Here is a 23,526-nt window from a genome sequence, read left to right as displayed (position 1 = left end):
GCCCCCGGCCGTGACAAAAGTGCGGGGAAGACGCGGGGCGCGCCGTATGGCGGCGGCGCCCCTGAGAGGAGTCGGGGTCACCCCCACCGGTAGTGAGGGTAGGCCGCGGGGGCGGAGGAAGGCACGATCTCCCGGCCGAGCGGCATCAGGGAGACCGGGATCATCTTGAAGTGGGCGATGCCGAAGGGGATGCCGATGATCGTCACACAGAAGCCGATGCCCGCCAGGATGTGTCCCAGCGTGATCCAGATACCGGCGACGACCAGCCAGATCACGTTGCCCACGCCGGAGGCCAGCCCGGCGTCGCGCCGGTCGGTGACCCGGTTGCCGAACGGCCACAGGGCATAGCTGGCGATGCGGAAGCAGGCGATGCCGAACGGGATGGTGACGATGAGGAGGAAGCAGATGAGCCCGGCCACGGCGTAGCCCAGGGCCATCCACAGCCCGGAGAATATGAGCCAGATGACATTGAGAAGTGTCTTCACCCCTCCAGCATGGAGCCGCCCGCGCACGGACCGCATCCTCCGGGGGCAGGAGCACCCCGCAGCCGTCCCTCAGGGGCGGTGGGGCCCGCTCACGAAGAGCCGCCCGCCATGCGCTCCAACCGGGTGATGCGCTCCTGCATCGGCGGGTGCGTGGCGAACATCCGGGCCAGGCCCTCGCCCCGGCGGAACGGGTTGGCGATCATCATGTGGCTGGCCGTCTCCAGCTGCGGCTCGGGGCGCAGCGGCAGCCGCTGAGTGCCGTGCTCCAGCTTCCGCAGGGCGCTGGCCAGCGCGAGCGGGTCGCCGGTGAGCTGGGCGCCCGAGGCGTCCGCCTGGTATTCGCGGGAACGGCTGACGGCGAGCTGGATCAGGGAGGCGGCGATCGGGCCGAGGATCAGGATGAGCAGCATGCCGAGGATGCCGGGGCCGCCCTCGTCGTCGTCGCGGCCGAAGGGGAGCAGCCAGGCGAAATTCACCAGGAACATGATCACCGAGGCCATCGCGCCGGCAACGGAGGAGATGAGGATGTCCCGGTTGTACACGTGGCTCAACTCGTGGCCGAGCACGCCGCGCAGCTCCCGCTCGTTCAGCAGGCGGAGGATGCCTTCCGTGCAGCACACCGCGGCATTCCGGGGATTCCGGCCGGTGGCGAACGCGTTGGGCGCCTCGGTCGGAGAGATGTACAGGCGGGGCATGGGCTGCCTGGCCTGCCCGGCCAGCTCCCGGACGATGCGGTACAGCTCCGGCGCCTCGAACTCGCTGACCGGCCGGGCACGCATCGAACGGAGGGCGATCTTGTCGCTGTTCCAGTAGGCGTAGCCGTTGGTGGCGAGAGCGATCACCAGCGCGATGACGAGCCCGGTCCGGCCGAAGAAGCTGCCGATGAGCAGGATCAACGCGGACATGCCGCCCAGCAGTGCGGCAGTCCTCAGTCCGTTGTGCCGGCGGTGCACGGTGTGCCCTCCAGGTTGCGCAGTGTGGGGGTGCCCGGATGGACTCGGATGTCGGAGTTTCTCCACTAACAGTGGACACTCCCGATGTGCACAACGCCATACGAAAGTAATCCGTTCCCCTGTCAGGCGGACCCCCGCCCCGCTGCGTCTACAACAAGGTGCCGGAGGCGAACGTCAGGATCAGCTGGGGGGCGCCCGAGAGCACGATGCCCACCCCGGCCGCCAGGCCGATGGCCGCCGTGAGCGGCGCGGCCGGCAGGCGCCGGGGCGCGTCCGGCTCCGCCGCGCCGTCCGGCGCGGGCTGGAAGAGGACCGCCGTCCAGCGCAGGTAGTAGTACAGGGCGATGGCCACGTTGACCGCCATCACCACCGCCAGCACGCCGAGCCCGGCGTCCACGGCCGTCTCGAAGACCGCGACCTTCGTGAACAGCCCGATGACGCCCGGCGGCAGCCCGGCCAGGCACAGCAGGAAGAAGCCCATCGCCAGGGCCGCCGCGGGCTGCCGCGCCCACAGCCCCCGGTAGTCGTCGACGCGGTGTGCCGGCCGCTGCCGCGCGACGTGCGCGGCCACCGCGAAGGCGCCCAGGTTGACGGCGCCGTACATCAGGGCGTACGCCACGGTCGCCCCCGCGCCCTCCTCCGTGTAGGCCGCCGCCGCGATCGGTACCAGCAGGTAGCCGGCCTGCCCGATCGAGGACCAGGCCAGCAGCCTGATGGCGCTGTTCGGGGCCCGCGGGTCGGTGCGCAGCGCGGCCACGTTCCCCGCGGTCATGGTGAGCCCGGCCAGCACCGCGACGAGGGGCCCCCACAGGTCGCCGTGGCCGGGGAACGCCTCGGTGGTCACCAGGATCAGCCCGGCGAGGCCCGCGGTCTTGCCGACGACGGACAGGTAGCCGGCCACGGGCAGCGGCGCGCCGAGGTAGGTCTCCGGCACCCAGAAGTGGAACGGCACGGCCGCCATCTTGAACGCGAAGGCGATCAGGGTCAGCGCGACGCCCGCCTCGGCCAGCGTCGCCAGCCGGGGATCGGCCGCGTCGAGGCCCTCGGCGATGCCGTCGAAGAAGAGGCTGCCGGACGCCGCGTACACGAAGCCGATACCGAGCAGCGCGATGGCGGTGGCGGTGACGGAGGACAGGAAGAATTTCAGGGCCGCCTCCGGGCCCGCGCCGCTCCCCCGCCGCAGCCCGACCAGCGCGTAGGCGGGCAGCGTCGTGACTTCCAGGGCGATGATCAGGGTGGCGAGGTCGCGGGCGGCCGGCAGCAGCGCCGCACCGGCCGCGGAGGACAGCAGCAGGAACCAGAACTCGCCCGCGGGCACCCGCTTGCCGTTCGCCTCCGGGATCGAGAGCAGAACGGTGAGGAACGCGCCGCCGAGCACGAGCAGTTGCAGGATGACGGCGAAGCGGTCGGCGGAGTAGGCGCACAGCGCCGGGTCGTCCGGCAGGCAGAACGTGGACCGGTCGCCGTCCCGCAGCGGCAGGAGCGACAGCGCGGCGAGCGCGAGTCCTGCCGCGGCCAGCGGGCCAAGCAGCGCCTTGCGGGCGGCGGGCAGGAACAGGTCGGCGACGAGCACGGCCACCGCGGTGAAGGCGGCGATCACCGGCGGCGCGATGACGGCCCACTCGACGGTCTGGACGAGGTTCATCGGACGGCTCCCGGCAGGAGGCTCTGCACGACGGGATCGGTGAGGTCGAGCAGCACGGCGGGCCACAGACCGGCCAGTAGGGTGAGCGCCACCAGCGGCCCGAACGCGGCGTACTCGACGGGCCGCAGATCGGGCAGCAGATCGGGCAGCAGACGCCCCCCGCCCGACGCGGCCCCGGCCGCGTCGGTCTCCGCGCCCGCCGGCACGTCCGCCTCCGGCCCCTCGGGGGCCCACCCCGCGGCCGGCCGGTCGCCCATGCAGACGCGGCGCACCACCAGCAACAGGTAGGCCGCGGTCAGCAGGGTGCCGAACCCGGCGACGGCCAGGTAGGTGAGGAACGCGGGTCTGCTCAGCCCGTCGGCGGGGTGGAACGCGCCGAGCATGGCGAGCAGTTCACCCCAGAACCCGGCGAGCCCCGGCAGCCCGAGGGAGGCGACCGCGGCGAAGGCGAACAGCCCGCCGAACCGCGGGGTCCGCCCGTACAGCGCGGCCCCGCCCGCGCCGGCCAGGGTGTCGAGGTCGGTGGAGCCGGTGCGTTCCTTCAGCGCGCCGACCAGGAAGAACAGCAGGCCGGTGATGAGCCCGTGGGCGATGTTGGCGAACAGCGCCCCGTTCACACCGGTGTGGGTGAGCGTCGCGATGCCGAGCAGCACGAAGCCCATATGCCCGACGGACGAGTAGGCGATCAGCCGCTTCAGGTCGCCGCCCGCGCCGGTCCGCACCAGCGCGAGGCAGGCCAGCGACCCGTACACGATGCCGGTGACGGCGAACGCCCCCAGGTAGGGCGCGAACGTCTCCATGCCCTCGGGGGCCATCGGCAGCGCGATGCGCACCAGGCCGTAGGTGCCCATCTTCAGCAGCACGCCGGCCAGCAGCACGGAGCCCGCGGTGGGGGCCGCGGTGTGCGCGTCGGGCAGCCAGCTGTGCAGCGGCCACATCGGCGTCTTCACGGCGAGGCCGATGCCGATGGCCAGCACCGCGAGCAGCTGCGTGGTGTGGCCGAGCCCCTCCCCCTGCGCCTCGGCGAGGGCGACCATGTCGAACGTGCCGCCCTGCACGCCGATCAGCAGCAGCCCGAGCAGCATCACCACCGAGCCGAGCACCGTGTAGAGGACGAACCGCCACGCCGCGGGCCCGCGCCCCTCGCCGCCCCAGCGGGCGATGAGGAAGTACATCGGGATGAGCACCATCTCGAAGGCGAGGAAGAAGAGCAGCAGGTCGAGGACGGCGAACGTGGCGAGCGTGCCGGCCTGGAGCAGCAGCAGGAGCGAGGTGAACGCGGCGGGCCGCGGCCCGCCGGGCGGCCGGAGGTGGGTGTGCAGGGCGCACAGGAAGGTCAGCAGCGCGGTCAGCACGAGCAGCGGCAGCGAGATGCCGTCGACGCCGAGGTGCAGGCGCACGCCGAGCGCCGGAATCCAGCTGACGTCGCTCTCGGCCTGAACGGTGCCCGGGTGGTCGTGGTCGAACCCGGCGGCGAGCAGCAGCGCGGCGGCGAGCACGGCGCCGGTGATGCCGAGGCCGAGCCAGGCGGGGCTGCGTGGCAGGAGCACGGCGGCCGAGCCGAGCAGCGGCAGCACGAGCAGGGCGAGGAGCAGGAGTTGCATCGTGGCGTCGTTCAGCGGGATCACGGCATCACTCTCCGGCTGCGACGAGGACGGCGGCCACGGCGAGGACGAGGGCGCCCGCGACGAGCGCGCTCAGGTAGGTCTGGACGTTCCCGGTCTGGGCGCGGCGGGTGAGGGTGCCGAGCAGCCCCGGGGTGCCGGCCGCGCCGCGTACGTAGGTGTCGACGACCGCCCGGTCCAGGAAGCGGACGAGGCGGGCGGCGGCCCGCGTGGGCCGGACGAACGCGGCGGCGTAGGCGGCGTCGAGGTGGAATCCGGCGGCGGCGTGCCGGTGCAGCGGCCCGAGCAGCCCGGGCCCAGGGTCTATCGGGCCGTCGCTCTCGTAGGCGCGGCGCCAGCCGGCGTAGGCGACGACGCCGCCGATGAGGGCGGCGCAGGTGGCCAGGACCGAGGTGGTGAGGGTGGGCGCGAGGTCACCGCCGTCGAACCAGTCGGGCAGCACCCGGTAGGCCACGCCGAGCAGGAGCGCGGGCACGGCGAGCAGCCACAGCACGGACGTCATCGCCGGGCCTGCGGGCTCGTGCGGCGGCACGGGCTCGGTGCGGGCGCCGACCGGGTCGTGGAAGGCGACCAGCCACAGCCTGGCCGCGTAGGCGGCGGTGAGCAGTGCCGTGGCCAGCCCGGCCACGAGCACGGTCCAGCCCGCGGCGGCGGGGATGCCGTGCGCCGGGTCGAGCGCGGCGTGTTCGGCGGCGCCCAGGACGGCCTCCTTGGAGAAGAAGCCGGAGAACGGGGGGATGGCGGCCAGCGCGAGGAGTCCCACCGTCATCGTCCAGTAGGCGTCGGGCGCACGCTGTTTGAGGCCGCGCATGCGCGACATGGCGGCGAGCGAGCCGGTGCCCGCGGTGGCGATGAGCACGCCGGCGGCGAGGAAGAGGAGCGCCTTGAACGCGCCGTGGGTGATGAGGTGGAAGACGGCGGCCTCGCGGTCGGCGACGGCGAGGGCGCCGGTCATGAAGCCGAGTTGCCCGATGGTCGAGTAGGCGAGGACGCGTTTGACGTCGTCCTGGGCGAGCGCGGCGAGCGCGGACCCGAGCATGGTGAGCGCGGCGACGGCGGCGAGCACGACGAGCGCGGCGGCGGAGGCCGCGAACACCGGCAGCAGGCGGGCGACGAAGTAGACGCCGGCGGCGACCATGGTGGCGGCGTGGATCAGCGCGGACACCGGGGTGGGTCCTGCCATGGCGCCGGGCAGCCAGGTGTGCAGCGGCACCTGGGCGGACTTGCCGGCGACTCCGGCGAGCAGGAGCAGCGCGATCAGCGTGGGGTGGTCGAGGTCCGCGGGGGACAGCGGGGAGCCGAGCCGGGCGACGATGCCGCTGATGCGGAACGTTCCGGCCTCGGAGGCCAGGGCGAGGATGCCGATGAGGAACGGCACGTCGCCGAGCTTGGTGACGAGGAACGCCTTGAGCGACGCGGCGCGGGCCGCGGGCGTCTCCCAGTAGTGGCCGACGAGGAAGTAGGAGCAGATGCCCATGACTTCCCAGCCGACGAGCAGCACGACGAGGTCGTCGGTGTAGACGACGAGGAGCATGGCCGCGGTGAAGAGGGAGACCAGCGCCGCGTAGGAGGGGTAGCGGGCGTCGTTGCGCAGGTAGCCGGTGGAGTACACCTGCACGCAGGAGGCGACGACGGTGACAAGGACGGCGACCAGGACGGCGAACCCGTCGAGGTGCAGGGCGAGTTCGATCGGGAGCTGGTCGTTCCCCGTGGGTGCGAGGCGGGTGGCGGCGGCGATCGGCTCCTCGCCGCCCTGCCGCGCCGCGACGAACACGGCGAGCGCGGCGGCGGCGAGCGTGGGCAGCACGGCGAGCGGGCGGACGAAGCCGGGGGCGCGGCGGCCGGTGAGCAGGATCGCGGCGGCGGCGGCCAGGGGCAGCAGCGGAACGAGGACGGCTGCGGTCGTGGTGTTCACTTCGTCGTCTCCCGTCGGGCCGCGCGGGCGCGGGACCCGGGCTCGGTCGTCTGCGGCCGGGCGGCAGCCGCACGTGGGTGCCTCACGTGACGGTGTTCTCCTCGCGGTTCCCGTTTCCCGCGTCGTCCCGTTCGCGGTCGCCGTCCCGTTCGCGGTCGCCGTCCCGTTCGCGGTCGCCGTCCGGCCCGCGGTCGTCGTCCGCGGCCTCCTCGTCGTCCCGTTCGCGCAGTTCGGTCAGGCGGTCGACGGCGGAGGTGCCGCGCTGCCGGTAGACGAGCAGCACGATGGCCAGGCCGATGCCGATCTCCGCGGCGGCCAGGGCGATGAGGAAGAGCGTGAACACCTGGCCGGAGTGCACCTCGTCGCGCAGCCAGACGTCGAACGCGACCAGGTTGAGGCTGACGGCGGCGAGCATGAGTTCCACCGACATCAGCAGCAGGATGGCGTTGCGCCGGGCCAGTACGCCGTACAGGCCGGTGCAGAACAGCAGCGCGGAGAGGACGGTGGGGTAGACGAGGTGCATCAGGACTCACCGTCCCGTTTGCGTGACACGACGATGGCGCCGATGAGTGCGGCGAGCAGCAGCACCGAGAGCGCCTCGAACGGCAGCACCCAGACGCGGAACAGGCTCGACCCGATCGGGCCCGACTCCCCGTGCGGGGTGTCGAGGTCGATCCACGCGGTGCGGAAGGCGTCGACGACGAGGGTGACAAGCGTCGCGGCGGCGGCCAGGGCGACGACGAACGCGACCGGCCTGTTGCGCGAATCCGCGTCCGGCGAGGGCCCGATGGGCGCCTTGGTGAGCATGAGACCGAACAGCAGCAGCACCACCACGGACCCGAGGTAGATCAGCACCTGCACCCAGGCCACGAACTCGGCGGTGAGCAGCAGGTACTGGACGGCGAGGCCGCCGAGCGCGACGACCAGCCACAGCGCGGCGTGCACGAGCTGCCTGCTGGTCACGCACAGGACGGCGCCGCCCAGGACGACGAGCCCGACGAGGACGAAGACGATCTCCTGTCCCGAGGGGGAGAGATACGCGTTCCCGCCCGTCACGAGCCCTCCCGTTCCGCCGCCTTCGTGGCCGCGGCGATCTCCTTGGGCTCCTCGGCCGCGGGATCGAGCGGCGGCGGCTCGGGCACGGTCCACATCCACGCGCGCAGCCGGTCCCGTTCGTGCGTCAGCTCGTGGATGTCCGTCTCGGCGTACTCGAACTCGGGCGACCAGAAGAGGGCATCGAACGGGCAGACTTCGATGCAGATCCCGCAGTACATGCACAGGGCGAAGTCGATGGCGAAACGGTCCAGGACGTTGCGGCTGCGCTCGCGCCCGCCGGGCGCCGCCGGGGGCACCGTCTCCTTGTGCGAGTCGATGTAGATGCACCAGTCGGGGCACTCGCGGGCGCAGAGCATGCAGACGGTGCAGTTCTCCTCGAACAGCGCGATGACGCCGCGGCTGCGCGGCGGCAGCAGCGGCTGCGTCTCCGGGTACTGCTGGGTGACCGCCCGCCGCGTCATCGTGCGGAACGTGACGGCCAGTCCCTTGGCGAGCCCGGACCCGAGACTCATGAGGTCACCACCTTGACGACTCCGGTGAGGGCGATCTGGGCGAGGGCGAGCGGCACGAGCACCGTCCACGCGAACTGCTGGATCTGGTCGGCGCGCAGCCGTGGCCAGGCGACGCGGGCCCAAATGACGACGAAGCACAGCGCGGCGGTCTTCAGCAGCATCCACAGCCAGCCGAGCTGATCGGCGAAAGGACCGTGCCAGCCGCCGAGGAACAGCACCGCGGTCAGCGCGGAGACGACCACGATGCCCGCGTACTCGGCGAGCAGGAAGAAGGCGAACCGCAGGCCCGAGTACTCGGTGTACGCGCCGAAGACGATCTCCTCGGGGGCGATCGGCGCGTCGAACGGCGGTCGTTGCAACTCGGCGAGCCCGGCGGTGAAGAACACCAGACCGCCGATGAGCTGCCAGGGCACCCACCACCACTCGAACGCGCCGAGGATGCCGGTGAGGCTGAGCGTTCCGGCGGCCATGGCCACGGAGGCCGCGGACAGCAGCAGCGGCAGTTCGTAGGCCATGAGCTGCGCCGCGGTGCGCAGGCCGCCGAGCAGCGAGTACTTGTTGGCGGAGGCCCAGCCGGCCATCAGGGAGCCGAGCACCCCGACGCCGAGCACGGCGAGGACGAAGAAGATGCCCGCGTCCAGGACCTGGCCGACCATCCCGTCGGGGCCGAGCGGGATCGCGACGATGACCACGAGGTAGGGGATGAGCGCGACGGCGGGCGCCAGTTGGAAGATCCGCCGGTCGGCGCCGGCCGGAATGGTGTCCTCCTTCTGCACGAACTTCACGCCGTCGGCCACGAGCTGGGCCCAGCCGTGGAAGCCGCCCGCGTGCATCGGGCCGACGCGGCCCTGCATGTGGGCCATGACCTTGTGCTCGCCCTGCCCGACGAGCAGCGGCAGGAGCAGGAACGCGAGCAGCACGGCCAGCAGCCGCACGGCGACGTCGGCCACGTCCATCAGCCCTCGCCTCCCCCGCCCTCGGTGCCGTCCGTGCCGTCAGTGCCCTCCGTGCCGTCCTCGTCGTCGCGCTGGCTCGCCGAGCCGCCGCTCGCGGAACGGTTCCGCCGCGGCCCGCGCCGCGGCGCGGGCGGCCCGGCGGGCGGCCCGGCCGCCGACTCCGCCGCCGACTCCGCGCCGGGCGGGTGCCAGGGCATGTCTCCCCCAGACTCCGTCCGGGGGGACCCCCACCCAGACTCCGTCCGGGGGGACCCCGACCCCGCCGCCGGCCCGGTCGGCCCCGCGGGACCGGACGCCTCGTTCGCGGAACGGTTGCGCCGCGGCCGGTCCCCCGCTCCCGCGGCGGGGCGCGGGCGGCGCGCCGGGGCCGCCGGGGCGCGGCCCTTCAGCGGGCCCCACTCGTTCGGGTCCGGCACGCCGGGCGGCTGCATCTGACGGCGCTTCGGCCCGCCGTGGCCGGATTCGCCCGGCTCCTTCGCGCCGGGCCACGCCTTCGCCACGCGCGCCGCGAGAACGAAGTCCTTGCGCAGCGGGTGTCCTTCGAAGCTGTCCGGCAGCAGCAGCGGGGCGAGCCCGGGGTGCCCGGCGAAGTCGACGCCGAACATCTCGTGCGTCTCCCGTTCGTGCCACGTCGCGCCCGCGTACACCCCGGTCGCGGTCGGCAGGGACGCGGCCTCGTGCGGAACGGCCGTCCGCAGCAGCAGGCGGCGCGGCGGGGCGCCGAGGGCCACCAGGTGCGCGCAGACGAGGAAGCCGGTGCCCGGCTCGTCGACGGCGCTGAGCCAGTCGAAGAACGTGCAGCCCAGCTCGTCGCGGGCGACCAGCAGCGCCGCGGTCCAGCCGGCCGCCGGCACGTCCACGGTCAGCACGTCGTACGACTCGGCCGCCGTGGCCCCCTCCCCGAAGAGTGCCGCGGGCTCCCGCGGCAGCCAGCCCGCCGTCACCGGCCGCCCTCCCCGGCCGCGGGCGGCGCGTACCGGCCGGGCACCGACTCGTCGGCGATCTTCTGCTGGAGCGTGAGGATGCCCTGGAGCAGCGCCTCGGGGCGCGGCGGGCAGCCGGGCACGTACACGTCGACGGGCACGATCTGGTCGACGCCCTTGGTCACGGAGTAGGAATCCCAGTACGGACCGCCGCAGTTGGAGCAGGCGCCGAAGGAGATGACGTACTTGGGCTCGGGCATCTGCTCGTAGAGCCGCTTGACCGCGGGCGCCATCTTGTCGGTGACCGTTCCGGAGACGACCATCAGGTCGGCCTGCCGCGGTCCCGGGGCGAAGGGGATGACGCCGAGCCGGATGAAGTCGTGCCGTGCCATCGAGGCCGCGATGAACTCGATCGCGCAGCAGGCAAGACCGAAGTTGAACACCCACAGGCTGTAGCGGCGGCCCCAGTTCAGCACGATCTTCATCGGCTCGGGTGCGAGCCGGGCCAGCGGCCCGAGCGCGGGCCGGCCGCCCGCCGGCTTCAGGTCCATGTGAGCACGCCCTTCTTCCACGCGTACAGCAGTCCGACGGCCAGGAAGCCGAGGAAGACGAACATCTCCACCAGCGTGGCCCCGCCGAAGCCGTCCGCCGCGAAGACCGTCGCCCACGGGAAGAGGAACACCGCGTCGACGGCGAAGATCACGTACAGGAACGCGTAGAGGTAGTACCGCACCTGCGTGTGCGCCCAGCCCTCGCCCACCGGGTCGACGCCGCTCTCGTAGACCAGCAGCTTCTCCGGCGTCGGCACCGTCGGCCGCAGCAGGGCCGACGCCCCGAAGGCCACCGCGACGAAGAGCACGCCGACCACCGCAACCAGACCGACGACCGCGTAGCCGTGGAAGTAGTCGGGCACGATCCGCCTTTCGACAAACGGGATACGGACCGGGGAACAGGGCTGGCACGGAGTCTAGGGGAGGCCGGGCGGGTTGTGACCACTCCGCGGGCGGGGAGGAGTGGTGGGGATAGCCCCACCACCGTTCACCGACCCACCCCATGGCGGCGTGCCCGGGGCCCGGGCAGGCTTGGGGGCATGACCAGCGCTCCTCCCCCACCGGGCCACCGGCCCGACGCCCCGCTGCCGCCGCCGCGTGCGGTGCTCGGCGCGCAGACCTGGCGGGAGTGCGGGTATCTGCTGTCGAGCTGGCCGCTGGACGTCGCGGCGTTCGTCTTCGTGATGACGTGGCTCTTCGTCGGCGTGCTGACGTCGCTCACCGTGATCGGGCTGCCGCTGCTGGCCGCCGGCCTGGTGGGCCTGCGCCGCCTCGCGGTGTCGGAGCGGGCGCGGGCCAGGCTGCTGCTGCGGGTGGCGGTGGACGAGCCGAGCGACCTGCGGGCGAGCCGCGAGGCCGGGTTCTTCCCCTGGCTGTGGGCGACCCTGAGGGACCCGGTGGGCTGGCGCACGGCGCTGTTCTACGTGGTCCGCCTGCCGTGGACGACGCTGACCTGCTGGGTGACGGTCGCCGCGTTCTTCGTGGCCTGGCCCGCGCTGCCCTGGCTGGTGCGCTGGATGACGCACGTGGACCGGGCGCTCGTCCGCACACTCCTCGGCCCTTCGGACGAGTTGGAGCGGCGCATCGCGGAGCTGGAGTCGGACCGGTCGACGGTGGTGGACGCCTCGGCCGCGGACCTGCGGCGCATCGAACGCGACCTGCACGACGGCGCACAGGCCCGCCTCGTCGCCCTCGCCATGGACCTCGGCCTCGCCAAGGAAAAACTCACCCAGGACCCGGAAACCGCGGCCCGCATGGTCGACGAAGCCCACGGCGAGGTCAAACTCGCCCTCCAGGAACTCCGCGACCTCGCCCGCGGCATCCACCCCGCCATCCTCACCGACCGCGGCCTCGGCCCCGCACTCTCCGCCGTCGCCTCCCGCTGCACCGTCCCCGTCACCGTCGACGTCGACCTCCACCAGCGCCCCGCAGAAGCCATCGAAGGCATCGCCTACTACACCGCATCGGAACTCCTCCAGAACGTCAGCAAACACAGCGGCGCCCACCGTGCCGATCTTGAGATCTGGCGTTCGGGGAACCGGCTGATGATCCAGGTCACCGACGACGGCCGCGGCGGCGCCGACCCCACCACCGGCTCCGGCCTCGCAGGCCTCGCCGAACGACTCGCCGCCGTCGACGGCCTCCTCGCCGTCACCTCCCCCACCGGCGGACCCACCACCGTCAACGCCGAACTGCCCTGGCGCGACCGCCATCACCGCCAGAAAGGGACCTCCCGATGAACACCCTGCGCATGCCGTTCACGCTCCGCACCTGGCGGGAGGGCCTCTACGCGCTGCTGAACCTGCCCATGGCGCTCGTCGGCTTCCTGATGGCGGTCACGGGGCTCTCGGTCAGCGCGGGGCTGCTGATCACGTTCGTCGGTCTGCCGCTGATGGCGCTCGTCCTGCTGCTGCTGCGCCTCTTCGGCGGCGTGGAGCGGGCGCGGGCCCGCCTGCTGCTCGGCATGAACATCGCCGCCCCCGAGCCGCTGCGGATGCGCGAGGGCTCGCGCGGCGGCCCGCTGGCGTGGACGGCCGCGATGCTGCGCTCCAACGTGTCCTGGCGTTCCGCGGCCTACGCGCTGCTGCACCTGCCGTGGGCGATCTTCTCGTTCACGGTGGTGGCGGCGTTCTGGGCCGGGGGCTGGGCGCTGCTGACGTTCCCGCTGTGGTTCTGGACCATTCCCGCGTACACCGACGAGCCCGGTGTCGGCATCAACACGGACGGCGAGGGCGGCGGCTGGATCTGGGACGGCCCGTTCGAGGTGACCATGGCGGTCGTGCTCGGCCTGCTGCTGCTGATCGCGGGGGCCTGGCTGATCCGCGGCATGGGGGCGGTGGACCGGATGCTGGTGGCCGGCCTGCTCGGCCCCTCGGCGGCGGCCACCCGGATGTGGCAGCTGGAGTCGGACCGGTCGACGGTGGTGGACGCCTCGGCCGCGGACCTGCGGCGCATCGAACGCGACCTGCACGACGGCGCCCAGGCCCGCCTCGTCGCCCTCGCCATGGACCTCGGCCTCGCCAAGGAAAAACTCACCCAGGACCCGGAAACCGCGGCCCGCATGGTCGACGAAGCCCACGGCGAGGTCAAACTCGCCCTCCAGGAACTCCGCGACCTCGCCCGCGGCATCCACCCCGCCATCCTCACCGACCGCGGCCTCGGCCCCGCACTCTCCGCCGTCGCCTCCCGCTGCACCGTCCCCGTCACCGTCGACGTCGACCTCCACCAGCGCCCCGCAGAAGCCATCGAAGGCATCGCCTACTACACCGCGTCCGAACTCCTCCAGAACATCAGCAAACACAGCGGCGCCCACCGCGCGAGCGTCGACGTGTGGCGCGCCGGCGAGCGCCTGATGATCCAGATCACCGACGACGGCCGCGGCGGCGCCGACCCCACCACCGGCTCCGGCCTCGCAGGCCTCGCCGAACGACTCGCCGCCGTCGACGGCCTCCTCGCCGTCACCTCCCCCACCGGCGGACCCACCACCGTCAACGCCGAACTGCCCTGGCGCGACCGGGCGGGGTCCCGCGCCGCCGCGAGGTGAGATCCTTCCAGCACCTTGCCATCGTGAACGGGGAGACGGGGAGTAGGACGTGCGGGTAGTCATCGCCGAGGATTCGGTGCTGCTGCGGGAGGGGCTGACCCGGCTCCTGAACGACCGGGGGCACGAGGTCGTGGCCGGGGTGGGCGACGGGGAGGCGCTGTTCGCGGCGGTGCGCGAGCTGGCGGACGCGGGCGCGGCACCCGATGTGGTGGTGGCGGACGTCCGGATGCCGCCGACGCACACCGACGAGGGGGTGCGGGCGGCCGTGCGGCTGCGGCAGCGCTACCCGCGCCTCGGGGTCCTGGTCCTCTCGCAGTACGTGGAGGAGCAGTACGCGACGGAGCTGATCGCCGGGTCGAGCCGCGGGGTCGGCTATCTGCTGAAGGACCGGGTCGCCGACGTCAGCGAGTTCGTCGAGGCGGTGACGCGCGTGGCGGCGGGCGGCACGGCGCTGGACCCCGAGGTCGTCGCGCAGTTGCTCGGCCGCAGTCGTAAACAGGATGTTCTTGCCGGGCTCACGCCGCGGGAAAGGGAAGTCCTAGGACTTATGGCCGAGGGACGCACGAACTCGGCCGTCGCGCAGCAACTCGTCGTCAGCCACGGCGCGGTCGAAAAACACGTCAGCAACATCTTTATGAAGCTGGGCTTGGCGCAGAGTGACACAGATCACCGGCGCGTTCTGGCGGTTCTCACCTATCTCAATTCCTAGGCGCTGCTGACACGCTGGAGCGGGGATCGCGCGGGACACGGGCGAATCTTTAGGGGGGCTTCAGGGAGCTTCGAGCACGGTACGGGACGGTGACCCGGGGCTACCCGCGTCCATGATGTGATCACCGCCGGGAAGGTCACCCTTACCCGCGTACCATGGCTGACAAGAGCCGCCTCGAAGGAGGGCTACAGCAGTGACCACTGAGGTCGACCAGGCGAGCCAGGACAATAAGGACGTCAGGCGTCTGGACCGGGTGATCATCCGCTTCGCGGGGGATTCCGGGGACGGAATGCAGCTGACCGGGGACCGTTTCACCTCGGAGACCGCTTCCCTGGGCAATGATCTGTCCACGCTGCCGAACTTTCCGGCCGAAATCCGCGCCCCGGCCGGCACCCTGCCGGGCGTCTCCTCCTTCCAGGTGCACTTCGCCGACCACGACATCCTCACCCCGGGCGACGCCCCGGACGTGCTGGTCGCGATGAACCCGGCGGCCCTCAAGGCCAACGTGCCGGACGTGCCGCGCGGCGCGGAGATCATCGTCAACACCGACGAGTTCACCTCGCGGGCCCTGGCCAAGGTCGGCTACGCGGGGAACCCGCTGGAGGACGGCTCCCTCGACGGCTACCGCGTGCACCGCGTGCCCCTGACGACGCTGACGGTGGAGGCCCTGAAGGGCTTCGACCTGACGCGCAAGGAGGCGGGCCGCTCCAAGAACATGTTCGCGCTCGGCCTGCTGTCGTGGATGTACCACCGGCCCACGGAGGGCACGGAGACGTTCCTGCGCCGCAAGTTCGCCAAACGTCCCGAGATCGCCGAGGCCAACATCACGGCCTTCCGCGCCGGGTGGAACTTCGGCGAGACGACCGAGGACTTCGCCGTCTCCTACGAGGTCCTGCCCGCGGCCACCGCGTTCCCCGCCGGCACCTACCGGAACATCTCGGGGAACCTGGCGCTCGCCTACGGCCTGATCGCCGCCTCCCGGTGCGCCGACCTGCCGCTCTACCTCGGCTCGTACCCGATCACGCCGGCCTCCGACGTGCTGCACGAGCTGTCCCGCCACAAGAACTTCGGGGTGCGCACCTTCCAGGCCGAGGACGAGATCGCCGGCATCGGGGCCGCGCTGGGCGCGGCGTTCGGCGGCGCGCTCGGGGTGACCACGACCTCGGGTCCCGGCGTCGCGCTGAAGTCCGAGACGATCGGGCTCGCGGTCTCGCTCGAACTGCCGCTGCTGATCATCGACATCCAGCGCGGCGGGCCCTCCACGGGCCTGCCGACGAAGACCGAGCAGGCCGACCTGCTCCAGGCGATGTACGGGCGCAACGGCGAGGCGCCGGTGCCGATCGTCGCCCCGTCGACGCCCGCCGAGTGCTTCACCGCGGCGCTGGACGCGGCGCGCATCGCGCTGACGTACCGCACGCCGGTCTTCCTGCTCTCCGACGGCTACCTGGCCAACGGCTCCGAGCCGTGGCGCATCCCGGACGCGGATGAACTGCCGGACCTGCGCGTGCAGTTCGCGACCGGGCCGAATCACACGCTGGACGACGGCACCGAGGTGTTCTGGCCGTACAAGCGCGACTCGGCGACCCTGGCCCGCCCCTGGGCCGTGCCCGGCACGCCCGGTCTCGAACACCGCATCGGCGGCATCGAGAAGCAGGACGGCACGGGCAACATCTCCTACGACCCGGCCAACCACGACCACATGGTCCGCACCCGGCAGGCGAAGACCGACGGCATCGCGGTGCCGGACGTGGTGGTCGACGACCCGTCCGGCGCCCCCGGCGAGGGCGCCAAGGTGCTGGTGCTCGGCTGGGGTTCGACGTACGGGCCGATCACGGCGGCCGTCCGCCGCATCCGGCGGGCCGGGGGGCACATCGCGCAGACCCACGTGCGCAGCCTCAACCCGTTCCCCGCCAACCTCGGCGACGTACTGCGGGCCTACGACCGGGTGGTACTCCCCGAGATGAACCTGGGCCAGCTCGCCACCCTGCTGCGTGCGAAGTACCTGGTGGACGTGCGGTCCATCACTCAGGTGACCGGGCTGCCCTTCAAGGCCGAGCAGCTCGCGTCCGCTTTCAAGGAGGCTCTCGACGATGTCCACTGAGACGCCCGTTTCACCCCGCACCGCTCTGGCACTCGTCCCCACCGCCGACAAGCGCCAGACCGCGAAGGACTTCAAGTCGGACCAGGAGGTCCGCTGGTGCCCCGGCTGCGGCGACTACGCCGTACTGGCCGCCGTCCAGGGCTTCATGCCGGAGCTGGGCCTGGCCAAGGAGAACATCGTCTTCGTCTCCGGCATCGGCTGCTCCTCCCGGTTCCCGTACTACATGAACACGTACGGGATGCACTCCATCCACGGCCGCGCCCCGGCCATCGCGACCGGTCTGGCCACCGCCCGCCGCGACCTGTCGGTGTGGGTCGTCACCGGCGACGGGGACGCGCTGTCCATCGGCGGCAACCACCTGATCCACGCCCTGCGCCGCAACGTGAACCTGAAGATCCTGCTGTTCAACAACCGGATCTACGGCCTCACCAAGGGCCAGTACTCGCCCACTTCGGAGCCCGGCAAGATCACCAAGTCCACGCCGATGGGCTCCCTGGACACCCCGTTCAACCCGCTTTCACTCGCGCTGGGCGCGGAGGCGTCCTTCGTGGCCCGCACGATCGACTCCGACCGCAAGCACCTCACGGGCGTGCTGCGCGAGGCGGCTGACCACCGGGGCTCGGCCCTGGTGGAGATCTACCAGAACTGCAACATCTTCAACGACGGGGCGTTCGAGGCGCTGAAGGACAAGCAGCAGGCGCAGGAGGCCGTGATCCGCCTGGAGCACGGCGAGCCGATCCGTTTCGGCGCGCCGGCCGAGGACGGCCTCGGCGGCAAGGGCGTGGTCCGCGACCCGGGGACCGGCGATCTGAAGGTGATCGACGTCGCCGCCGAGGGCACCGAGGGGATTCTGGTGCACGACGCGCACGCGCCGTCCCCGACCACGGCGTTCGCGCTGTCCCGGCTGGCGGACCCGCACACGCTCCACCGCACGCCGATCGGCGTGCTGCGCGACGTGCCGCGGCCCGCGTACGACGACCTGATGGCCGACCAGCTGGAGCAGGCGGTGGAGCAGCGCGGCAAGGGTGACCTGGCGGCGCTGCTGGCGGGCGGCGACACCTGGACGGTCGTCGGCTGACAGGACCGTAACGCAGAAACGGAAATGACAAACCGCCCGCCCGACGTTACGTTCATCAGGTCGTCGCAGCGGTAGCGGGAGGAAGTCGTGGCAGCAGGCAGGGGCCCGGCCGGGCGTTCGGGGCTGGCTTACGGACTCGCGGCCTTCGGCCTGTGGGGCCTGCTGCCGCTGTACTGGGACCTGCTGGCGTCCACCGGCGCCAGCGAGGTGCTGGCCCACCGCATGGTGTGGTCGCTGCCGACGGCCGTGCTGCTCCTGCTGCTGGCCCGTAGCTGGTCCTGGATACGGCCGCTGCTGCGCAACCCCGCGCAGCTGGCCCTGCTGGTCGTCTCCGCGACGCTGATATCGCTCAACTGGTATCTGTTCATCTGGGCCGTCGCCGAGGACCGCGTCCTGGAGGCTTCGCTCGGCTACTTCATCAACCCGCTCCTCACCATCGCCATGGGCGTGGTGCTGCTCGGCGAGCGCCTGCGCCGCATCCAGTGGATCGCCGTCGGCATCGGCGCCTCGGCCGTCGTGGTCATGAGCGTCGCCTACGGCCAGATTCCGTGGATCTCGCTGGCCCTCAGCGTGAGCTTCGCGCTGTACGGCCTGACCAAGAAGAAGACCGGCCTCGACGGCCTCCAGGGATTCACCGCCGACTCCGCGCTCCAGTTCCTGCCCGCCCTCGGCTTCCTGGTGGCGCTCGGTGCGCGCGGCGAGGGAACGTTCACCGCGGAGGGCCCCGGGCACGCGCTGCTGCTGGTAGGAAGCGGCATCGCGACCGCGCTGCCGCTGATCTTCTTCGGCGCCGCGACCGTCCGCGCGCCGCTGTCCACCATCGGGCTGCTCCAGTACATCGCGCCGACGACGATGTTCCTGCTGGGCCTGCTCGTCTTCGGCGAGGAGATGCCGCCCGAGCGGTGGGCCGGCTTCCTGCTGGTGTGGACCGCGCTGTGCCTGCTGACCTGGGACGCGCTGCGGAACGCCCGCCGGGGGCGGCGCACGGTGGCCCGCCACACACCCCCCACCCCCGCCGAGCAGGGGCCGCGCCCGGCCCTCACCACCGACTGAAAGCCCCGTTCGGAGGCCGGGACCCGCCGGCGCCTCGGCGGCCACGCCTCCGCATGGAACGTTTGCGTTTCATCGGGGACCCGGAGTACATTTTGGAACGAGACAGTTCCGTTCCATCTATGCCGGGAGTTCGTCATTTCCACGTCAGACGCGCCTTTGATCCGCCGCCCCCGCATGACCGAGGAGCGTGAGGCCGAAGTCCTCGCCACGGTCGTGGACGTGCTGCGGGAGACCGGTTACGAAGGACTGACGATGGACGCGGTCGCCGCCAGGGCACGGTGCGGCAAGGCCACGCTGTACCGGCAGTGGCACAGCAAACCCCGGCTGGTGGCGGCAGCCCTGCACGCCCACCGGCCCACCCGGATAGATGGCGTGGACACCGGCTCGTTGCGTGGAGATCTGCACGACCTCTTTGTGCGCGCCTCGGAGCAGGCGCAGCAGGACACCGCACTCATCACCGGCCTTGCCAGGGCCACGCTCGACGCCCCGGAGCTAGCCCGGGCGCTTCGAGAGACCCTGGTGGAGCCGGAGATCGCGGAGTTCACCATCTTCATCGATCGCGCCATCGAGCGCGGCGAGCTGACCGGACGGCCGGCCGCGATGGACTTTCTCCCGCAGATGGTCCTGGCCGCCGTGCTGACCCGCCCGCTGATCGAGGACGAGTTCGCGGACGCGGACTACCTGATCCGTTACCTCGACAGTGCACTGCTTCCTGCACTGCTACACAGTTGACCGGAGCCAGACGAACATGTCTCACTCTCAGACCACCGCCGAAGTTCCCGACGCACCCGATGCCCCCCCGGGCGGATCGGCCGCAGCCGCGCGTGCGCACGCCCGCCGCTGGTGGGTCCTGGCCGTCATCGGGACAGCCCAGCTGATGGTGGTGCTCGACGCCACCATCGTGAACATTGCCCTGCCCTCGGCCCAGCAGGACCTCGGCTTCTCCGACGGCGACCGGCAGTGGGTGATCACCGCCTACGCGCTGGCGTTCGGCAGCCTGCTGCTCCTCGGCGGCCGGATCGCCGACCTGTTCGGCCGCAAGATCGTCTTCCTCGTCGGCGCGGTCGGGTTCGCCGCGGCCTCTGCGCTCGGCGGCGCCGCCGCCAACTTCGAGATCCTGGTGACGGCGCGCGCCCTCCAGGGCGTCTTCGGCGCGCTGCTCGCGCCGGCCGCGCTGTCGCTCCTGACCACGACGTTCACCGACACCAAGGAGCGCGCCAGGGCGTTCAGCGTGTACGGGGCCATCGCCGGTGCGGGCGGCGCCATCGGGCTGCTGCTCGGCGGCGTGCTCACCGAGTACCTGGACTGGCGCTGGACGCTCTACGTCAACCTGATCTTCGCCGCCATCGCCTTCGTCGGCGGCCTGATCCTGATGGTCCACTCCGCGCGCAACCGGCACGTCGTCCTGGACGTGCCCGGCACCCTCCTGGTCTCCGCCGGTCTGTTCAGCGTGGTCTACGGCTTCGCCAACGCCGAGTCGAACGACTGGGACCACGTGGCCACCTGGGGCTTCCTGATCGCCGGCGCCGTCCTGATCGCCGCGTTCGGCTGGTGGCAGACGCGCAGCGCGCACCCGCTGCTGCCGCTGCGCGTGCTGCTCCACCGGAACCGGGGCGCCTCGTTCGCCGCCGTACTGATCAGCGGCGCGGGCATGTTCGGCCTCTTCCTGTTCGTCACCTACTACCTCCAGGCCTCGCTGGGGTACACGCCGGTCGAGACCGGCCTGGCGTTCCTGCCCATGATCGGCGGGCTGATGGTCACCGCCACGCTCGCCACCACCACGCTGCTGCCGCGCTTCGGCGGGCGGCCCATCGTGACGGCGGGCATGGCGCTCTCGGCCGCCGGCCTGGTCTGGCTGACCACACTCGACCTGAGCAGCACCTACGCGGCCAACGTGATGCCGCCGCTGATCGTCGCCGGCCTCGGCATGGGCGCGATCATCGCCCCCGCGATGAACCTGGCGACCGCCGGGGTCGACGCCGAGGACGCCGGGGTGGCCTCCGCCCTGGTCAACACCATGCAGCAGATCGGCGGTTCCATCGGCACGGCCGTGCTGAACACTCTGGCCGCGAGCGCCGCCACCGACTACCTGGTCGGCAAGGACCCGCGGGACCCCGCGGTGCGGGCGCAGGCCAGCCTGGAGAGCTACGCGACGGCGTACTGGTGGTCGGCCGCGTTCTTCGCGGCGGGCGTGGTGATCTCCGTTCTCCTCTACCGCCGCGGCGCGACCGGGGCGGGCAGCCGCGAGGACGGGATGCCGACCGTGCACATGTGAGCCGGGTTGCCGGCCGTCCCCGGGCTGTTTCTCGTCCCCGCCCACCGGTTACCCGGGCGGGGACGAGTCACGTTCCGACCTGCTGGAGCCCGCGATGACCATGGCAATCGACGACATGCTGGCCACCTACCCCGCCGACCTCGGCCGGGTGGACCGTGAGCGGCTGATCCGCTGCATCGAGGAGTGCGCGGCCTGCGCGCAGGCCTGTACCGCGTGCGCGGACGCCTGCCTGTCCGAGGCCGAGGTCGCGGATCTCGCCAAGTGCATCAGGACCGACCTGGACTGCGCGGACATCTGCGAGACGACCGGCCGCGTGCTGTCCCGCCACACCGGCTACGACGCGAACATCACCCGCGCACAGCTCCAGGCGTGCGCCACCGTGTGCGCCGCCTGCGCCGACGAGTGCGGCCGGCACGCGGGGACGCACGAGCACTGCCGGGTGTGCGCGGAGGCGTGCCGCCGCTGCGAGCAGGCGTGCAACGACCTGCTGGCCACCCTCGGCTGAGGCGCCGCGGGCACGCGTCAGCCCGACTCCCCGCGGGCGCGCAGGGCACGGACCTTGTGGATGTTTCCGCAGTGCTCCATCGAGCACCAGCGACGGCGGCCTGGCCGTGAGGTGTCCACGTAGACCAGGTGGCAGCGCTCACCCGCGCACATCCGCACCCGGTCCCGGTGCGGGCCGGTCAGGAGGCGCACCGCGTCGCGGGCGACGGTGGCGAGCAGCGCCGTGCCGGTCGCGGCCCCGGCCCAGGCCGGGCCGCCGTCCGCGCCGATGGCGGGGGCCAGCGGGGTCCTGGCCGCCGCCGCGTTGAGCGCGGCGACGTCGTCCGGTGGCGGCGGCTCGCCGCCGACGTGCGCCAGCACCAGCCGCCAGAGCGCGTCCCGCGTCCGCCTGGCCGCCGCCGTCTCCTCCTCGGACACCTCGACGCGGGGCGTCGGATCGAGGCGCGAACGGGCCGCCCAGTCGGCCAGGTCGGCCGGGCCGTGGAGCACCTCGTACCGGGCGAACGCGCCGGGGCCGCCCGTGACCAGCAGCTCCAGGCACAGCGCCCCCGGGTCGAACCGGTACGTCGTGCCGGAGAACGACCGCAACACCAGTCCGGGGGACGTTGCACGCGAAGCCATGTAACCAATATAACTGGTTACATGGCGCTTCAGTGGAAACTGGTCATCGACAGCAGGAACGCCCCGGCGATCGCGGACTTCTGGGCCGCGGCCCTGGAGTACGAGGTGGAGGACCCGAGCGCGCTCATCGAACGGCTGCTCGCCGCCGGGCACATCGGCGAGGAGGCGGTCACCGAGCACGGCGGACGCCGGATCTTCCGCGGCTACGCGGGCGTCCGACACCCCGAGGACCCGTTCGACGAGGTCAGCGGCATCGGCCACGGGCGCAGGCTGCTGTTCCAGGACGTGCCCGAGGGCAGGACAGTGAAGAACCGGCTGCACATCGACGTCCACCGCCCGCGGGGCACCGGTCTGGACGAGCTGGTGGCGCGCCTCGAAGGGCTCGGCGCCACGCGCGTACGCGAGGAGGACCAGGGGCCCGCGGGCCACTGGTGGCAGATGCGGGACCCGGAGGGCAATGAGTTCTGCGCGAGCTGACAACATCGACGCCCGCCCTCACGGGCCCCACGCGAGAAGGGCGCGCGGCGGGCCGCTCCCGCCCCCGCCCCGCGCCCGGCGCCGTCAGCGCGCCGTGTCGGGCAGCAGCCCCTCCAGCCCCTCCAGCCCTTCGAAACCGCCCAGTGCCGCGAACGGGTCCTCCGGGTTGATCTCCACGATCTCCGCGTCGCTCGGCGGCGTGAAGTCGAAGACGCCGCCCGCGGGCTGCGTGTAGTCGATCTGCGAGAAGGACACGTCCAGGGCCTGGCCCTCGCCGCGGTCGGCGGTGACGGCGAGCGGCACGCCCGTCTCCCCGTCCACCGAGATGCGCACCGACGTCAGCCCGCTCTCCGCGTCCTTCGGCTCCACCACCAGCTGGTAGGCGTCGCGGCCCGCGATCCGGGCCGTGCCGTCCACGGCGATGTCCGCGTGCTCCCCCGCCGCGTCGAGCAGCCGCGCGGCCGCGTCCTGCGGCGTCAGCCCGCCCGACCACTCCCCGGCCGGCCCGGTCGACCCGGTCGGCAGCTCCTCCGCCGCCTCGGCGGGCACCTCGGCCTCGTACACGGTGTTGTCCGCGGAGTCGTAGGCCCACAGCCGGTCGCCATTGTGGATCACGGCGAACTCGTCCGAACCGTTCACCACGGCCAGGCGCTGCCGCTCGGGGCCGTCCATCGCGACCCGCAGCGTGCTGTCCCCGGTGGCGAGGCCGGCCAGCCGTCCCGCCGGGCCCTCGATCCCGCTCAGCACGCCGTCGAGCATCCCGCCGAAGTCCGGGATGCCGAGATCGGCGTCCACCCGCACCGTGCCGGAGAGCTGCGCCGTGTCCGCCTCCGCCATCCGCACCAGCAGCTCCTCGGCCGTGATGTCGGGCAGATCGGGACTCCCGTCGCTCGCCAGCGCCGGCCAGAGACCGGCCCCCACCGCGGCGACCCCGGCCACCACCGCGGCCGGCACGGCCGCCCGGCGGATAGTGCTGTTCTTTGCCATCGAAATGCCCCTCCACTCGGCTTTCAGCACCATCAATTGCAACAGGCCGGAAGCTTC

General features: G+C 72.3%; 24 protein-coding genes. 10 read left to right on the top strand and 14 right to left on the bottom strand.

All coding sequences use genetic code 11. From position 1 onward, the window contains the following. Nucleotides 1-77: 77 nt before the first annotated feature. The 12 genes from RM779_RS12505 to RM779_RS12450 form a co-directional block, all read right to left on the bottom strand. Entirely contained in the window at nt 78-485 is a 408-nt protein-coding gene (locus RM779_RS12505; protein ID WP_311617767.1) for a YccF domain-containing protein, read from the bottom strand. A gap of 89 nt (nt 486-574) precedes the next feature. Then, a complete protein-coding gene (gene htpX / locus RM779_RS12500; RefSeq protein ID WP_077059637.1) occupies nt 575-1,438 on the bottom strand; it encodes a zinc metalloprotease HtpX in 864 nt (287 codons plus the stop codon). Between the two features lie 148 nt (nt 1,439-1,586). Next, nucleotides 1,587-3,083, bottom strand: a complete 1,497-nt coding sequence (locus RM779_RS12495) for an NADH-quinone oxidoreductase subunit N (RefSeq protein WP_311617766.1) — start codon at nt 3,081-3,083, stop codon at nt 1,587-1,589. Further along, nucleotides 3,080-4,687 (bottom strand): complex I subunit 4 family protein, encoded by a 1,608-nt coding sequence (locus tag RM779_RS12490; protein ID WP_311618007.1) that lies wholly within the window; start codon nt 4,685-4,687, stop codon nt 3,080-3,082. The genes RM779_RS12495 and RM779_RS12490 overlap by 4 nt, the downstream gene beginning before the upstream one ends. A gap of 28 nt (nt 4,688-4,715) precedes the next feature. Then, on the bottom strand, nt 4,716-6,623 hold the full coding sequence (locus RM779_RS12485) for an NADH-quinone oxidoreductase subunit 5 family protein (protein WP_311617765.1): 1,908 nt from the start codon (nt 6,621-6,623) through the stop codon (nt 4,716-4,718). Nucleotides 6,624-6,705: 82 nt separating this feature from the next. After that, nucleotides 6,706-7,146, bottom strand: coding sequence for an NADH-quinone oxidoreductase subunit NuoK (nuoK, locus tag RM779_RS12480; RefSeq protein WP_311617764.1), 441 nt, complete (start codon nt 7,144-7,146; stop codon nt 6,706-6,708). Then, nucleotides 7,146-7,679 (bottom strand): NADH-quinone oxidoreductase subunit J family protein, encoded by a 534-nt coding sequence (locus RM779_RS12475; RefSeq protein WP_077059641.1) that lies wholly within the window; start codon nt 7,677-7,679, stop codon nt 7,146-7,148. The genes nuoK and RM779_RS12475 overlap by 1 nt, the downstream gene beginning before the upstream one ends. Then, the gene (locus RM779_RS12470) at nt 7,676-8,191 is read right to left on the bottom strand and encodes a NuoI/complex I 23 kDa subunit family protein (protein ID WP_077059642.1); all 516 of its coding nucleotides are present in this window, start codon (nt 8,189-8,191) and stop codon (nt 7,676-7,678) included. Before RM779_RS12470 ends, RM779_RS12475 begins: the two co-directional genes overlap by 4 nt. Continuing rightward, a complete protein-coding gene (locus RM779_RS12465) occupies nt 8,188-9,147 on the bottom strand; it encodes a complex I subunit 1/NuoH family protein (RefSeq protein WP_077059643.1) in 960 nt (319 codons plus the stop codon). Before RM779_RS12465 ends, RM779_RS12470 begins: the two co-directional genes overlap by 4 nt. Then, on the bottom strand, nt 9,147-10,091 hold the full coding sequence (locus tag RM779_RS12460) for an NADH-quinone oxidoreductase subunit C (protein WP_311617763.1): 945 nt from the start codon (nt 10,089-10,091) through the stop codon (nt 9,147-9,149). Before RM779_RS12460 ends, RM779_RS12465 begins: the two co-directional genes overlap by 1 nt. Further along, nucleotides 10,088-10,621 (bottom strand): NADH-quinone oxidoreductase subunit B, encoded by a 534-nt coding sequence (locus RM779_RS12455; protein WP_077059645.1) that lies wholly within the window; start codon nt 10,619-10,621, stop codon nt 10,088-10,090. Before RM779_RS12455 ends, RM779_RS12460 begins: the two co-directional genes overlap by 4 nt. Continuing rightward, nucleotides 10,612-10,986 (bottom strand): NADH-quinone oxidoreductase subunit A, encoded by a 375-nt coding sequence (locus RM779_RS12450; protein WP_394813291.1) that lies wholly within the window; start codon nt 10,984-10,986, stop codon nt 10,612-10,614. Before RM779_RS12450 ends, RM779_RS12455 begins: the two co-directional genes overlap by 10 nt. 174 nt (nt 10,987-11,160) lie before the next feature. Here RM779_RS12450 and RM779_RS12445 point away from each other — a divergent pair, with 174 nt between their 5' ends. The 9 genes from RM779_RS12445 (at nt 11,161) to RM779_RS12405 (ending at nt 21,385) form a co-directional block, all read left to right on the top strand. Next, entirely contained in the window at nt 11,161-12,360 is a 1,200-nt protein-coding gene (locus RM779_RS12445) for a sensor histidine kinase (protein WP_311617761.1), read from the top strand. After that, the gene (locus tag RM779_RS12440; RefSeq protein ID WP_311617760.1) at nt 12,357-13,664 is read left to right on the top strand and encodes a sensor histidine kinase; all 1,308 of its coding nucleotides are present in this window, start codon (nt 12,357-12,359) and stop codon (nt 13,662-13,664) included. Before RM779_RS12445 ends, RM779_RS12440 begins: the two co-directional genes overlap by 4 nt. A gap of 49 nt (nt 13,665-13,713) precedes the next feature. After that, on the top strand, nt 13,714-14,373 hold the full coding sequence (locus RM779_RS12435; RefSeq protein WP_311617759.1) for a response regulator transcription factor: 660 nt from the start codon (nt 13,714-13,716) through the stop codon (nt 14,371-14,373). A gap of 193 nt (nt 14,374-14,566) precedes the next feature. Then, complete coding sequence (locus RM779_RS12430; protein ID WP_311617758.1) at nt 14,567-16,474, top strand: 2-oxoacid:acceptor oxidoreductase subunit alpha; 1,908 nt, start codon at nt 14,567-14,569, stop codon at nt 16,472-16,474. Next, nucleotides 16,464-17,552 (top strand): 2-oxoacid:ferredoxin oxidoreductase subunit beta, encoded by a 1,089-nt coding sequence (locus RM779_RS12425; protein ID WP_311617757.1) that lies wholly within the window; start codon nt 16,464-16,466, stop codon nt 17,550-17,552. Before RM779_RS12430 ends, RM779_RS12425 begins: the two co-directional genes overlap by 11 nt. A gap of 87 nt (nt 17,553-17,639) precedes the next feature. Then, a complete protein-coding gene (gene rarD, locus RM779_RS12420) occupies nt 17,640-18,605 on the top strand; it encodes an EamA family transporter RarD (protein WP_311617756.1) in 966 nt (321 codons plus the stop codon). Between the two features lie 174 nt (nt 18,606-18,779). Beyond that, nucleotides 18,780-19,337 (top strand): TetR/AcrR family transcriptional regulator, encoded by a 558-nt coding sequence (locus tag RM779_RS12415; protein WP_311617755.1) that lies wholly within the window; start codon nt 18,780-18,782, stop codon nt 19,335-19,337. Nucleotides 19,338-19,353: 16 nt separating this feature from the next. Next, nucleotides 19,354-20,880: an MFS transporter gene (locus tag RM779_RS12410; protein WP_311617754.1), complete on the top strand. Its 1,527-nt coding sequence runs from the start codon at nt 19,354-19,356 to the stop codon at nt 20,878-20,880. A gap of 94 nt (nt 20,881-20,974) precedes the next feature. Then, the gene (locus RM779_RS12405; RefSeq protein WP_077059654.1) at nt 20,975-21,385 is read left to right on the top strand and encodes a four-helix bundle copper-binding protein; all 411 of its coding nucleotides are present in this window, start codon (nt 20,975-20,977) and stop codon (nt 21,383-21,385) included. Between the two features lie 17 nt (nt 21,386-21,402). Here the strand turns inward: RM779_RS12405 and RM779_RS12400 are convergent, their stop codons facing one another. Continuing rightward, nucleotides 21,403-22,005, bottom strand: coding sequence for a CGNR zinc finger domain-containing protein (locus RM779_RS12400; RefSeq protein WP_311617753.1), 603 nt, complete (start codon nt 22,003-22,005; stop codon nt 21,403-21,405). 21 nt (nt 22,006-22,026) lie between these two features. Between RM779_RS12400 and RM779_RS12395 the strand changes: the two genes are divergently transcribed. Next, nucleotides 22,027-22,482 carry a VOC family protein gene (locus tag RM779_RS12395; protein ID WP_311617752.1) on the top strand — a complete coding sequence of 152 codons (456 nt, stop codon included), beginning with the start codon at nt 22,027-22,029 and terminating at the stop codon, nt 22,480-22,482. An 84-nt stretch (nt 22,483-22,566) separates the two neighbouring features. Here RM779_RS12395 and RM779_RS12390 read toward each other — a convergent pair whose 3' ends face one another. After that, nucleotides 22,567-23,469: a LolA family protein gene (locus RM779_RS12390; RefSeq protein WP_311617751.1), complete on the bottom strand. Its 903-nt coding sequence runs from the start codon at nt 23,467-23,469 to the stop codon at nt 22,567-22,569. Nucleotides 23,470-23,526: the final 57 nt, after the last annotated feature.

Source organism: Streptomyces johnsoniae (genome assembly GCF_031845565.1).
GTDB lineage: Bacteria > Actinomycetota > Actinomycetes > Streptomycetales > Streptomycetaceae > Streptomyces > Streptomyces johnsoniae.
The sequence above is the reverse complement of the archived record's forward strand: the minus strand, read 5'-3'. Positions and strand labels throughout refer to the sequence as shown.

What these genes read in the sequence shown, in the direction of transcription:
- RM779_RS12425 (WP_311617757.1), top strand. Translation starts at nt 16,464, where the DNA reads ATGTCCACTGAGACGCCCGTTTCACCCCGCACCGCTCTGGCACTCGTC.
- nuoK (WP_311617764.1), bottom strand. Translation starts at nt 7,146, where the DNA reads ATGCACCTCGTCTACCCCACCGTCCTCTCCGCGCTGCTGTTCTGCACC.
- RM779_RS12455 (WP_077059645.1), bottom strand. Translation starts at nt 10,621, where the DNA reads ATGGACCTGAAGCCGGCGGGCGGCCGGCCCGCGCTCGGGCCGCTGGCC.
- RM779_RS12490 (WP_311618007.1), bottom strand. Translation starts at nt 4,687, where the DNA reads ATGCAACTCCTGCTCCTCGCCCTGCTCGTGCTGCCGCTGCTCGGCTCG.
- RM779_RS12445 (WP_311617761.1), top strand. Translation starts at nt 11,161, where the DNA reads ATGACCAGCGCTCCTCCCCCACCGGGCCACCGGCCCGACGCCCCGCTG.
- RM779_RS12400 (WP_311617753.1), bottom strand. Translation starts at nt 22,005, where the DNA reads ATGGCTTCGCGTGCAACGTCCCCCGGACTGGTGTTGCGGTCGTTCTCC.
- RM779_RS12395 (WP_311617752.1), top strand. Translation starts at nt 22,027, where the DNA reads ATGGCGCTTCAGTGGAAACTGGTCATCGACAGCAGGAACGCCCCGGCG.
- RM779_RS12410 (WP_311617754.1), top strand. Translation starts at nt 19,354, where the DNA reads ATGTCTCACTCTCAGACCACCGCCGAAGTTCCCGACGCACCCGATGCC.
- RM779_RS12495 (WP_311617766.1), bottom strand. Translation starts at nt 3,083, where the DNA reads ATGAACCTCGTCCAGACCGTCGAGTGGGCCGTCATCGCGCCGCCGGTG.
- RM779_RS12465 (WP_077059643.1), bottom strand. Translation starts at nt 9,147, where the DNA reads ATGGACGTGGCCGACGTCGCCGTGCGGCTGCTGGCCGTGCTGCTCGCG.
- RM779_RS12470 (WP_077059642.1), bottom strand. Translation starts at nt 8,191, where the DNA reads ATGAGTCTCGGGTCCGGGCTCGCCAAGGGACTGGCCGTCACGTTCCGC.
- RM779_RS12440 (WP_311617760.1), top strand. Translation starts at nt 12,357, where the DNA reads ATGAACACCCTGCGCATGCCGTTCACGCTCCGCACCTGGCGGGAGGGC.
- RM779_RS12405 (WP_077059654.1), top strand. Translation starts at nt 20,975, where the DNA reads ATGACCATGGCAATCGACGACATGCTGGCCACCTACCCCGCCGACCTC.
- RM779_RS12415 (WP_311617755.1), top strand. Translation starts at nt 18,780, where the DNA reads ATGACCGAGGAGCGTGAGGCCGAAGTCCTCGCCACGGTCGTGGACGTG.
- RM779_RS12390 (WP_311617751.1), bottom strand. Translation starts at nt 23,469, where the DNA reads ATGGCAAAGAACAGCACTATCCGCCGGGCGGCCGTGCCGGCCGCGGTG.